Raw genomic sequence first — 12,467 nt, 5'->3', positions numbered from 1 at the left:
CGTTTTAGCTCATTTGGGCAGAAAGACGTTTACAGCCGGATGCATGGTGTAGAGTCGGTAACGTCGCCCGTCGTTGACCAGAATACCACTCGATTTGTTGCCGCCAACAATAGGGTTTCCTGCGTATTTTTTCCAGTTGATCAGGTCTTTCGACACTGCTACATTAGTCGTCCATTCACGCCAGTCCGCAAACGCCGATGCGTGGTAATACGCGTAATAAAGCCCTTTATACTGAATGACTTGATTCATCGCAATGGCGTGTTGGTCGTAGTCGTCCGGACCTTTCGTGAGTACGGGCTCGTCCTGTACGTTCGTCCACAGCTTCAGATCGTCCGACGTAGCCAGCCATACCGCCTGGTCTTTGCGCTCGTAAAAAAGGTACCACATATGCGGCCCTTTCCAGACCGTCGGCGTTCCATAAGGACCTTTGCTGATCGGCTGACCGTTCGTTAAGCGAATGTCGAGCAGTCCCTTCTCCTGCCAGTTGATGCGGTCGGTTGACGTTAGCAGATGCGCAATGTCATCCTTACCCTCGGCGAACATATAATACGTTCCGTCGTGTTTTACCACCGTCAAATCCTCAACCCAACTAGTCTTTACAATGGGGTTGTTTTTGTAGCGCGTCCAGTTCAGTCCATCCGATGACGTTGCGTACCCCAGATACCTGGTTTTATCATCGCCCTCTTCGTAGCCCGTATACCACAGATGATAGCCATCGGCTTCGTGCAGAATGCACCCCCGCTCGCGAATTTTTTGATCCCACGTGTTCGTCCCCGTGCCCGAAAAAACCGGGTTGCCCTTGTAAGGGGTAAACGAGACAAGCTCCGGTGGAAAGTCCGCGTCCTGTTTCGATGACTGACTTCTGCCCGGAGTTAAACCGGTCAGCAATAGTCCAAAAAAAAGTACGTACCGCTTCATATACCTTCTTTTTTGCATTCGTTTGACTGTACTATCGTCTCATGTTCAGGTAAAGATCTTCAACTTTCTGCCTGGCCCAGGGCGTTTTGCGCAGAAACGTAAGGCTTGATTTAATGCTTGGGTTGTCGGTAAAACAGCGAATAGGAACTTGATCACCCAGACGCTTCCAACCATAGAAAGCTACCAATTCGTTGAGAATGGCTTCGAGCGTTTTGCCGTGTAACGGGTTATTGAGTTGTGTTTCGGGCATAGTCGTTTGTGCGGTTTGATCCGCCCGCTGGCTAATTAAGTACTAAAGCAGTAATAGTTTAGAGCATTTTATGACTGCGTTTTTGTCCTGCTGACCGGTCCGCCGGTGCGGCAGGACAAAATAACCTAGCGTATTTTCGATGATGTATTTACCTGTTTTACCTTAGCATAAAAGGTTGTGCAAATTAGGACACAAGATCTGGATAAAAAACGTTGCACTGAGAATGCAGCCATACATCCGTCTTGAATGGTCTAGCCAATTATCTTTGGCGCGTACACGCATTAATCAACGTCAATTATGGAATACAGGCAGTTAGGCGCTTCGGGATTGCGCGTCCCTGTTTTAAGTTTTGGCACGGGCACCTTCGGGGGCGGAAACCCATTTTTCAAAGCCTGGGGCAGCACGCAGGTTGACGAGGCCCGTCGCATGATAGACCTATGTCTTGACGCCGGGGTCAATCTGTTCGATACGTCAAACGTTTATTCGAACGGGATGTCGGAAGAGATTCTGGGAAAAGCCCTGGAAGGAAAGCGCGATCAGGTCATTATTTCGACCAAAGCGACCTTTCCGATGAGCGCCCACACAAACGATATGGGCTCGTCGCGCTATCACCTGATTAAAGCCTGCGAAGACAGTCTCCGGCGGTTGAATACGGATCACATCGACATTTACCACATGCACGGCTTTGATGCGCTTACGCCGGTTGACGAAACGCTGCGTACGCTCGACGGTCTGGTGCAAAGTGGCAAAGTGCGCTATATCGCCTGTTCGAATTTTTCGGGCTGGCACCTGATGAAGTCCCTGGCAGTTTCAGAAAAGTACGGCTGGGCGCGCTACGTAGGCCATCAGGCGTATTATTCGCTCGTTAGCCGTGAATTTGAATGGGAGCTGATGCCGCTGGGTATCGATCAGAACGTAGGTACGCTTGTCTGGAGTCCACTATCGGCGGGGCGACTGAGTGGTAAGTATCGCCGGAATCAACCCATCCCGGAAGACGCCCGGATTGCGCAGGGCGGTGGCGAAGGCCCACCCATTCCCGACGATCTGTTTTACGGCATTATCGATACGCTGGACGAAATTGCGACCAAAACGGGCAAAACCGTTCCGCAGGTAGCCCTGAACTGGGTTTTGCAGCGCCCTACCGTTTCAACGCTCGTTATCGGTGCGCGAACGGAAGAACAGCTTAAGCAAAATCTGGGCGCGGTAGGCTGGCAGTTGACCAAAGAGCAGGTAGCTAAGCTCGACGCAGCCAGCCAGCGCGATCCCATTTATCCGTACTGGCACCAACGCTCGGTTTCGTCGCAAATCAACCCGCCACCCGTTGGTTGATCTGACAGCCGCTTGTTCTACCAAACACAGAAACGTCAGCTCATCTGGCCCGTAGGGGCACCTGTCCCGGCGTTTCTGTGTTTGCTGCAAGAGACAGCTATTCATCACTAATCCTTCTAAAACCAATGCCAGTCGTTTATAGCAAACGCTTTGGTTTGTTCCGCAATCCAGCCGTTGGGCGTGAGCTCCAAACGCTCGATCCTGTCCGGGATCATCAGCGCATGGTTCATCTGCTGACGGCCTATGAATTTCCGTTTGACATCACCCGCGCGCTCGAACTGGCCTTGTTTCACACCTACGCCAGTCCGCGGGTGTCGGGCTTGCTGGCTCGCACGGGTGAGTTTGAGCGGCACGGGCAGAAACGGTACGACGACACGAGTCGCCTGATTGGGCAGTTCATGGAGTCAGGGTACGACAGCGATAAGGGACAGCGGGCCATTGCGCACATGAACCTGATTCACAGCCATTACCGAATCGATAACGCCGATTACCTGTTCGTGCTGGCTACGTTTGTCTTTTACCCGATTGACTGGCTGAATCAGTACGGCTGGCGAAAACTAACCAATTCGGAAGAACTGGCATTTTTCTATTTTTTTCGAGAAGTAGGTCGTCGGATGAACCTGAGTGATCTCCCCGATACGATAGCGGACCTACAAACCTTTGTTGACGCCTACGAAGCGAAGTATTTCCGGTACACCGAAAGCAACCAACGCATCGCCGACGCTACCGTCAAAATCGTACAGGGCTGGTTTCCCCGCTTTCTCCACCCAATGGTACAGCCTACCTTCTCGGCCCTGATTCCGGAGAAGCTACGGCTTGCCTTTGGGTACCAGCGACCACCCGGCTGGTTTACCGGTTTGGCCCAGGGGGCGCTGTGGCTCCGCAAATGGCCCCTGCGCTGGATTACATTTAAACCGTATCCGTACCTGATCGAAAAAAGCTCGTTCCGGTACTACCCCGCCGGGCCACCCGATATTGAAGCTGTTGGGCCGGATAAAATCATCAACAGTCAACCCCGATAGGTTGTCACGATAGGAACTGTAGGCTTACCTTGTTTTTACTCCGTACAACGTCGTTTTTTTGCGGTAAGCTTTATCCGCTATGCTCTCGTTACAACACGAAATTTTTCTGGAAGTCGCCCGGCTGCTCAGCTTTACCAAAGCGGGCCAGATTTTGTTTCTGAGCCAGTCAGCCATCAGCAAACACATCAAGGCGTTGGAGGCTTTCTACAAAACCGCTTTGTTCGAGCGGCACGGCAACACCATCAGCCTGACCCAGGCTGGGGAGCTATTGTACCAGAAAGGGCTCGAAGCGATTCAGCTAAAAACGGAGCTACACGAGCAATTACACCATCTCAACGCCAGCTTTCTGCCCACGACCCGATTGGCGGTAGGTTCGAGCACGACCATTACGCTTTACGTGTTGCCAACGGTTCTTTCGTCCTACCTGCGGCAACATGCCAACATGCAGATTCAGGTCCTGAACCGCAATTCGAGTAATATCCAGAAAGCCCTGCTCGACCACGAAATTGACGTTGGCATTGTCGAAAGCTTAACGCAGGTTAACACATTGACGTACACGCCCTTCATCACCGATCAGGTATTGGCGGTATGCTCTCGCAATAGTCCTCTCCGCGATAAGACATTGTCCGTGACCGATATTCCGCACGTACCGTTAGCCGTTCGCGAGCAAGGGTCCGGCACCCTGGCCGTGGTAGAAGATACGCTGCAAAAAAACGGCATCCGCCCCGCTGATCTACGGATTCTTATTCGGCTTGGCGGTACGGAAGCGCTGAAAAACTTTGTCCTGGCGGATACCTGTCTGGCTTTTTTGCCGAAGCGGGCCATCCTGAAAGAACTGGCTGCGGGCGAACTGGTGGAAGTGCCCATCGAAAACCTAACCATCGAACGGACGTTCTACTTTATTCAGCGCAAAGGCACCGAAAATAATCCGCTGGTCAACGCCTTTATCCGCTTCGTCCGACGCTTCTATTCGTTACTGGAATAACTCATTCCAAAACATCGTTTGCGCCGGGTTCTTGATAAGGTCAACTTGCCCTAAAGTTGACAACCATGACTACAACCGCCACTTCATCATTAATTCAGTCCCTACAATGCTCAAACTGCGGGCAAACCTATTCGCCGTTTGTTCGGCAAACGCTGTCGGTCTGCTGCCACGCCCCGCTATTGAGTCGGTATGACCTCGAAGCGGGTTTCTCAAAATCAGCATTGATTCATCGGGACAAATCGCTCTGGCGTTACGCCGAGGTACTACCGGTCATAGAGCCTGAAAACCGGGTTACCTTAGGCGAAGGCTTCACTCCTCTTTTTTCGCTGCCCCGATTGGCCGAGCGGTATTCACTGCAACAGCTTACGTTGAAAGACGAAGGACTTAACCCAACCGGATCGTTCAAAGCCCGTGGATTAAGTCTGGCGGTATCGAAGGCAAAGGAAAATGGCGAGAAAGCCTGTATTGTCCCAACGGCGGGTAATGCGGGTGTCGCGATGGCGGCCTACTGCGCGCGGGCGGGTCTGGAAGCCGTAGTTGTTATGCCTCGCCACACGCCGGAAGCCTTCCGGGAAGAGTGTATGGCGTACGGCGCTACCGTTATCCTGATCGACGGATTAATCAACGATTGTGCGGCTAAGGTCCAGGAGATGAACCGCAACGGTGACTACTTCGACATTTCGACGCTAAAGGAACCGTACCGGCTGGAAGGCAAAAAAACGATGGGCTACGAAATTGCGGAACAGCTGGACTGGCAATTACCCGACGTGATCATGTACCCTACCGGCGGGGGAACCGGTTTGATCGGTATCTGGAAAGCGTTTACCGAAATGAAACAACTCGGCTGGCTCACGCCCGACCAGCCACTCCCCCGGCTCGTGGCGGTACAGGCGGAAAACTGCCGTCCCGTTGTCGATACGTTTTGGGGTCGGCAGGCGAACAGTAAACAGTACGTCGGTCAACCTACGCTGGCGAACGGACTGGCTGTTCCCCGCCCCATCGGTGAGCCGCTGATGCTACAGGTGTTGCAGGAGTCCGGCGGTACAGCCCTAGCGGTCTCGGAAGAACAGATGCTGGAAGGTGTTCGGGAGTTGGGTCGTTACGAAGGAATCTTTGTTGCTCCCGAAGGTGGGGCCATCTGGGCTGCGACAAAGCAACTGATCAAACAGGGGTGGCTCCATCCAGAAGAACATATTTTATTGCTCAACACCGGCTCTGGTCAGAAATATCTGGACAACATGAAAGGAATCTGGTAGTCCTGAATCGTTTATCAGTTGATCGTGCTTGGACACTAAGCGTTAGAAACCGCATTCCGGCCGCTTTGGGTAGCTAAAGCGGCCTTGTTGTTTATCCGCTTTTCATTCCTGGCCATCCATGACAAGACTACGCACACTTTCTACTGCCTGGTTACTGTTGCTGACAACGAAAATCCTGGCGCAGACGAGCGGCACGTTTCAATTACATCCTCAAAACCCGCACTATTTCGCCTATCAAAACAAACCCATGATCCTGGTCGGGTCGGGCGAGCATTATGGTTCCGTAATCAATCTCGATTTCGACTATAAAACCTACCTGCGTGCTACGGCTGCCGACGGCATGAATACGACCCGTTTGTTTACGGGAGCTTACGTCGAAAAGTTGGGCGATTTCGGCATTATGAAGAACACCCTGGCCCCCGCCGAAGGTCGGCTCCTGTTGCCCTGGCAGAGAAGCCCTAACGCGACCGGCTATGCGCTCGGCGGCAACCGGTTTGACCTGACACAGTGGGATGATGCGTATTTTGCCCGCCTGACCGATTTTGTGGCCGAAGCCCAAAAGCACGGTGTTATCGTGGAGGTGAATCTATTCTCCGCTCATTACGCCGATGGGTGGAATTACAGCGCGTTCAATCCGAAAAACAACGTCAACCAGACCGACAGCGTAGCCGCTTCGCTGGTCAATACACTGCAAAACGGTAGTATTCTGGGGTATCAGGAGCGCTACGTTCGACGGATTGTCCGCACCCTGAATCGCTTTCCGAACATCTACTTTGAAATCCAAAACGAACCCTGGGCCAATCAGACCGATATTGTGCTGCGCAGCAACGAGTACGGACCGGATAACGACTGGCGATCAACGCTTCAGGTTGTTTCCCAACGATCTAACGACTGGCAGCGACAGGTAGCTCGCTGGATTAAAGACGAAGAACGGCAACTAACCAACAAGCACCTGATCTCACAGGATATCAGCAACTTTCATTACCCTGTTGCCGACGCCGACCCGAACATATCCATTTTTACGTTTCACTACGCGCTGCCCATTGCGGTTACTGAAAATTACCACTTAGGTAAAGTCATTGGCTTCAACGAAACGGGTTTTGCCGGACGCGCCGACTCCACCTATCGGCGTCAAGCGTGGCGATTCCTGATGGCAGGCGGAGGCTTGTTCAACCAGCTCGACTACTCTTATTCAGTAGGCTCCGAAACGGGTCAGGATACCACCTATAAAGCACCGGGTGGCGGAAGTCCTGCGTTACGCGCTCAGTTCAAGGTACTGAAAGATTTTTTCGACAAGCTGCCGTTTGTCCAGCTCCGTCCCGATCATGCACTCGTCACCGCTTCGCCGGGAGCCATGACGCAGACGTTGAGCGACGGACGCACCCAATGGATACTTTATTACGAATCAATGTCCGCAAAGCCGTATGATCTAACGCTTAATTTGCCGAAAGGATCGTATCAGGTTGCCTGGATGGATGCGCTGACGGGAAAATCAATCGGGCAGACCACCCTGACGAATGGACAGTTGACTGTACCTGCCGGACGTACCGATAAAGTGGCGATCATCAAAGTGGCAGACCGGAACTAAGCAGAAACAAATTTGTACCCCTGCGGTTGGTACAGCAAACCAGCGCTACCATTCCCGCTAAGACGAGTTTCGGTAAGCGTCATCTAACGTAAATGATGGGTATTTTTTTGTCATCCCGACGACAAAAAACAATGTAAATTAAATAATAACTGTTTGAATTTCAGATATTTAAATCCATTATTCGCATTATCTAAGTCAGTTCATGCCCATTACACCCGATTCAGCAGCGGCTCTCGACCACCTGGCGCAAGACCCGGTTATGGCCCGGCTGATGGCCGAAACGCCCGATCCCAAAGTTTTTAATGATTACGCCGATGACGTTTATCTGGCCCTGCTCGAAAGCATTGTTTCGCAACAAATCTCGGTGAAAGCGGCTGACGCAATTTTTACCCGCTTTCAGCTTTTGTTCGCGGATGGTTACCCACACGCCCGTGATTTGCTTTTGAAAACAACCGAGGAATTACGTAGCGCGGGTCTGTCCGGTCAAAAAATCAAGTACCTGCAAAGTGTCGCGGAGTTTTCGCTGGTCAACCCCATCGACCGGGCGCACCTTGATCCGATGACTGACGAAGCGATTGTGCAGTACCTCATTCCCATCAAGGGGGTGGGCCGGTGGACCGTCGAAATGCTCCTGATGTTTGTGCTGAATCGGCCCGACGTTTTCCCGATTGATGATCTGGTTATTCGCCAGCGGATGATCCTGGCTTACCCGGAGCAAACGAACGGACTTACCGGAAAAACGTTATATAACGCACTGCACCAGATTGCCGATGCCTGGCGGCCCTACCGAACTACCGCCTGCCGGTACCTGTGGCGCTGGAAACCCTGACCAATCCGTTATATTTTCTTTACGCTGACGGCTACCTTCGACTCCACCTTGATTAACACCTGAACCCCGTCGGGCCGGACAACTACCCGCTCGGGCACCAGCCGGAATGCGTCGATGTCGAGGGCCGTTTTTTTTCCGGCTCCCCCACGGGCAAAGGCCGTTTCAATCTTTTCGGGAATACCCGCAATCTGGTGGCGCAGGGGTATGACCATCACCGACTGGAGCGTATCGCGGAGGTGATCATGGAGTAGCCAGTCAGCCGTAGCGAACAGCCGTTCTTTCGTATCTACATCAAAATCAAGATCCTTGATCTGCAAGGTATTGCTCAACGTATCGTAACTCGGCTGACCATGAAAATACAACGTTCCGTTGACAGCTCCGGTGACTTCGGTTTTTAGAATCAACGAATGGCCGCCACCATAAACAGTTGCGTTTTTTATCTTGACCTTTCCACCCGCTAGGCCCAACTTTTGCTCCGTCAGCGCGCGGGCTACGACTCGGTTAACATCGTTAAATGGAATAAACGCCCTCACCTTCAACCGCGACGATTCCGGCGTTTTAGCCCGTCTCAGCAGGCGGGGCAGCCGCTCCAATTCGGTAGCAACGGGCATCGCTCCTACCTTCGTTTCAACCCGAAAGGCGATTTGAAGCGGTACAGTTATGCGCTTTTTATCCCCAAAGACGGGAGCCGCTGCGATGCTGAAGGGCTTGGGAACAATCCAGATTTCTTCGGGTTTTTTAGCGATTCGCAATGGTTTTTGCATATCCCGCCAGACCTTACGGATGTGTCGATCCAGCCGTAATTCATTGTGAACCGCCTGATCAATAGCACCTTCGATTTCTGCTTTCCGTTTGTCGAGCATACTTTCGGCTAGCTTGGTCACGCCAATTTTCACGCCCAGCAAACGCACGGTGGGCTGTTCAATCCACTGGTAATTTTCAAAACGGGAATGGGTATTCAAGCGCCAGTTTGACGCAATGTCGAGCGGACTCACGAAGTTGACGGAGAGCGCACAGAGCGAGCGTCTTTTGCGTTTCTTACTGATGCCAATTGGATTGGTGTACCACACCCGCAACGGCGCAGAAAACGACACTTTCCGATTCGCATACTGGATACGAACGGGACCCGTGCGTTCGACCCGAAGGTGCCAGGCTTCCCCCTTTTTACCTTCGAACGTTTCTTCGGGAACGAGCACAACACCAAGCGATTGGTTGATCTTCTGCTCCAGATCCCTGATTTTGAAGGTAACCTCACCCGCCACATACGAAATGGGCTCCGGGATGGGAGGCTCGAAATCCTGGGTTACAGGTGGTTTTGGGCGGACACGATGGCAACTCACGGAACCGATCAATGCCGCTGCTATAAAAAATAGTCCGATGATTCGTTGTGCTTTCACTGCAACAACAAACCATTAGCTAACAAAAATGTTAAAGCCGAAAACACTTATTCATTTGACGGCACTTACGCGAGATGATTTCGCGTCCGTAGCGCAGCCACAGCCCTTACCACAGCCCGCCTTTTTTTTGGAAAAGCTTTGGTAAGCCCGGCTTCCTAAATACCCTAAGGCAAGCACAAAAACCAGCACAATAATCAACTCCTGCATGGCTCGCTAGATTACTTGATGGCCAGTCAGACCCGAAATACGTTCGTTTGTCATTCACTGTCTGACTGGCTGTATATATTAGTCAACGTTGTTTTGAAGCCAACCGTTCCGGGCGGCCAGCCGATAAATGTGCTGATGATGATGCTCACCATGCCAGGCATACATCCCGATCACTTCCGACACAGGAAACGACCGCTGACTGGCTGGGTGAAAATAGGTACGGTTTAGCTGGTCCTCACTGAGCGATTCGAGCACAGTTGTCCAACGCTGGTGCAGATTTCTCAGAATAACCAGCGACGAAGCGATTTCAAGCGAGTAATCCGGTAATTTAGCCCATTCGCCTTCTTCGTAGGGAGAAATGGTTGGATTGTCCTCCGTAAGCGCCAGCTTCGTTCGGACGTAGGCGTTGATATGGCTGTCGGCAACGTGATGCACCACCTGCCGAACGGTCCAGCCTTCGGGTCGGTAGGGCGTGTCCAACCGGTCGTCGCCCCACTTCCCGACTAGTTCCGTTAGTCGGATGGGCATTTCGGCAATGGACCTAATTTGTCCATTTAATTCTTCAGGTGAAAATACGCTCCCGTGCGCAAAGTGGCCGATGGGGTAGCGGAGACTATCGATATCCTGCATTTGCTAAGCTGATTTGACGATTTTTAGAGACAACTTGTTTTACCGCCAATAGTCCTGAATAACGCGCAATAGCTCCGAATGCATACCGGAACCCGCTATAACATCCCCTCGAAACAGAAACGCATCGCCCCCCTCAAAGTCCGTAACCACACCACCCGCTTCCTGCACGAGCAATACCCCCGCAGCCATATCCCACGAATTGAGATTGTATTCGTAAAAAGCTTCAAACCGTCCGCAGGCTACGTAAGCCAGGTCGATAGCCGCCGATCCCATCCGGCGCAGGCCGTGCGTTTGCTGCATCAGCGTCTCCAGAATTTGCAGGTACTTTTGCATCTGATCGAAGCTGTAGTACGGAAAACCCGTCGCAATGAGACTTTCCCCCAATTGCGTAGCGGGCGAAACGGAAATCTTGCTGCCGTTGCAATACGCGCCCCCACCCTGCCAGGCCGAAAAGCACTCCGCTCTGTTTGGGTCGTAGATTACGCCAGCAATGGGCGTGCTACCCAGCGCCAGACCGATGCTGACCGAAAACACCGGTAGATTATGGATAAAATTGGCGGTACCATCGAGCGGATCGATGATCCAGTTTAGCGCGGTCGGGTCGGCTTCCTGCCCCGTGGTTCCTTCCTCCGTGATGAAACCAGCCTGGGGTAGCAACTGGTTAAGCCGGGTAACGAGTTGCTTCTCGGTTTCTTTATCGACGTAAGAAACGAGGTTGTTGAGTCCTTTGTACTCAATGTCATCCCGCTGAAATCGGCTGCGCTCCTGAAGCAGAAACGCCCCAGCATCGGTGGCGATGGCGCAAATATCGCTCGTAAGCGCAGCTAAATCGAGAGAAGAAAAATCTGATTCGTTTGAAGTCATTCGAAGATAAGCCATTTTGGCGCTTAAGATATAAAAAAGCCGAAACAGGAGCCGTTTGTTTGCCCGCAATTCCATTCTGCGCGACCTTTGTTTACATGATTATTGACCTACGAAGCGACACGATTACGCAACCGACGCCCGCCATGCGCGAGGCTATGTTTACGGCTCAACTAGGCGACGATGTACTGGGTGATGACCCGACCGTCAATGCCCTCGAAGCGAAAGCAGCCGCCTTGTTCGGTATGGAAGCCGCGCTTTTCTGCGCGTCGGGCACGATGACCAACCAACTGGCGATTCGTACGCATACCCGCCCCGGCGACGATGTGATCTGTGATTACCTGTCCCATGTGTACCAATACGAAGGCGGTGGTATTTCGGTCAATGCGCTGGCATCGGCCAGTCTGCCGCAGGGCGAACGCGGTAAGCTTACCCCCGATCTGATCCGCGAATACATTTACAACCCCGCCGATTCGCACAAACCGTTATCCCGGCTGGTGGTGCTGGAAAACACGGTCAACAAAGGAGGAGGCTGCTACTATACCGTTCCCGAAATTGCGGCCATCCGGCAAGTCTGCGACGAGCATGGTTTGATCCTGCATCTCGACGGTGCTCGCCTGTTCAACGCGCTCGTCGAAACAGGTGATCCCACGGAAGCGTACGGCCAACTTTTTGATTCGATCAGCATTTGTCTATCGAAAGGATTAGGCTGTCCGGTCGGTTCGCTGTTGATCGGAAAGGCCGACATGATCCGTCAGGCCCGGCGGTATCGTAAGCTCATGGGTGGTGGCTGGCGGCAAGCCGGATTTCTGGCGGCAGCGGGTATCTACGCGCTCGATCACCACATCGACCGGCTGAAAATCGACCATGCCCGCGCCCGTAAAATCGGCATCATGCTCGAACAAGCCCCTGAAGTAGAGAGCATTTTACCGATTGACACCAATATCGTAATTTTTAAGCTGTCGGCAAACCTCTTGGCGACCGATTACGTTGCACAACTAGAAACGAAAGGCATTCGGAGCGTAGCCTTCGGCAAGCATTTGGTCCGTTTTGTAACCCACCTCGACTTAACGGACGAGATGATGACGAATCTGGAAGTACGCTTACGTTGATTTCAGGTCTGGTATACAGTCCGCTACCAAGTGCCAAGCACAAGCATTATTTTATCCATCAGAAAGTCAGGTTCATTCCGCCG

The 12,467-nt window shown here is 52.4% G+C and carries 13 protein-coding genes; 7 read left to right on the top strand and 6 right to left on the bottom strand.

Annotation, left to right across the window (positions count from 1 at the left end; translation table 11 throughout):
• Nucleotides 1–9: 9 nt before the first annotated feature.
• Nucleotides 10–918: a glycoside hydrolase family protein gene (locus LQ777_RS09615; RefSeq protein WP_232562302.1), complete on the bottom strand. Its 909-nt coding sequence runs from the start codon at nt 916–918 to the stop codon at nt 10–12.
• A 31-nt stretch (nt 919–949) separates the two neighbouring features.
• A complete protein-coding gene (locus LQ777_RS09610) occupies nt 950–1,168 on the bottom strand; it encodes a VF530 family protein (protein ID WP_232562301.1) in 219 nt (72 codons plus the stop codon).
• Nucleotides 1,169–1,465: 297 nt separating this feature from the next.
• Between LQ777_RS09610 and LQ777_RS09605 the strand changes: the two genes are divergently transcribed.
• The 6 genes from LQ777_RS09605 (at nt 1,466) to LQ777_RS09580 (ending at nt 8,177) form a co-directional block, all read left to right on the top strand.
• On the top strand, nt 1,466–2,497 hold the full coding sequence (locus LQ777_RS09605) for an aldo/keto reductase (protein WP_232562300.1): 1,032 nt from the start codon (nt 1,466–1,468) through the stop codon (nt 2,495–2,497).
• 125 nt (nt 2,498–2,622) lie between these two features.
• Entirely contained in the window at nt 2,623–3,519 is an 897-nt protein-coding gene (locus LQ777_RS09600; RefSeq protein ID WP_232562299.1) for an oxygenase MpaB family protein, read from the top strand.
• A gap of 79 nt (nt 3,520–3,598) precedes the next feature.
• The gene (locus LQ777_RS09595; protein WP_232562298.1) at nt 3,599–4,504 is read left to right on the top strand and encodes a LysR family transcriptional regulator; all 906 of its coding nucleotides are present in this window, start codon (nt 3,599–3,601) and stop codon (nt 4,502–4,504) included.
• Nucleotides 4,505–4,569: 65 nt separating this feature from the next.
• Complete coding sequence (locus LQ777_RS09590; RefSeq protein WP_232562297.1) at nt 4,570–5,760, top strand: threonine synthase; 1,191 nt, start codon at nt 4,570–4,572, stop codon at nt 5,758–5,760.
• A gap of 118 nt (nt 5,761–5,878) precedes the next feature.
• Nucleotides 5,879–7,348, top strand: a complete 1,470-nt coding sequence (locus LQ777_RS09585) for a cellulase family glycosylhydrolase (RefSeq protein ID WP_232562296.1) — start codon at nt 5,879–5,881, stop codon at nt 7,346–7,348.
• Between the two features lie 202 nt (nt 7,349–7,550).
• On the top strand, nt 7,551–8,177 hold the full coding sequence (locus tag LQ777_RS09580) for a DNA-3-methyladenine glycosylase family protein (RefSeq protein WP_425276930.1): 627 nt from the start codon (nt 7,551–7,553) through the stop codon (nt 8,175–8,177).
• A gap of 8 nt (nt 8,178–8,185) precedes the next feature.
• On the opposite strand, the gene LQ777_RS09575 is transcribed toward LQ777_RS09580, so the two are convergent.
• The 4 genes from LQ777_RS09575 to LQ777_RS09560 all read right to left on the bottom strand — a co-directional run bounded on the left by LQ777_RS09575 (nt 8,186) and on the right by LQ777_RS09560 (nt 11,275).
• Nucleotides 8,186–9,574 (bottom strand): DUF4403 family protein, encoded by a 1,389-nt coding sequence (locus tag LQ777_RS09575; RefSeq protein WP_232562295.1) that lies wholly within the window; start codon nt 9,572–9,574, stop codon nt 8,186–8,188.
• A 51-nt stretch (nt 9,575–9,625) separates the two neighbouring features.
• Nucleotides 9,626–9,781, bottom strand: a complete 156-nt coding sequence (locus LQ777_RS09570; RefSeq protein WP_232562294.1) for a FeoB-associated Cys-rich membrane protein — start codon at nt 9,779–9,781, stop codon at nt 9,626–9,628.
• A 78-nt stretch (nt 9,782–9,859) separates the two neighbouring features.
• The gene (locus LQ777_RS09565; RefSeq protein WP_232562293.1) at nt 9,860–10,411 is read right to left on the bottom strand and encodes a YfiT family bacillithiol transferase; all 552 of its coding nucleotides are present in this window, start codon (nt 10,409–10,411) and stop codon (nt 9,860–9,862) included.
• Nucleotides 10,412–10,450: 39 nt separating this feature from the next.
• On the bottom strand, nt 10,451–11,275 hold the full coding sequence (locus tag LQ777_RS09560) for an inositol monophosphatase family protein (RefSeq protein WP_232562292.1): 825 nt from the start codon (nt 11,273–11,275) through the stop codon (nt 10,451–10,453).
• 95 nt (nt 11,276–11,370) lie between these two features.
• Here LQ777_RS09560 and LQ777_RS09555 point away from each other — a divergent pair, with 95 nt between their 5' ends.
• Complete coding sequence (locus tag LQ777_RS09555) at nt 11,371–12,384, top strand: threonine aldolase family protein (protein ID WP_232562291.1); 1,014 nt, start codon at nt 11,371–11,373, stop codon at nt 12,382–12,384.
• Nucleotides 12,385–12,467: the final 83 nt, after the last annotated feature.

This window comes from Spirosoma oryzicola, assembly GCF_021233055.1.
GTDB lineage: Bacteria > Bacteroidota > Bacteroidia > Cytophagales > Spirosomataceae > Spirosoma > Spirosoma oryzicola.
Note: the sequence above shows the minus strand (reverse complement) of the source record. Positions and strands in the feature narration are given on the sequence as shown.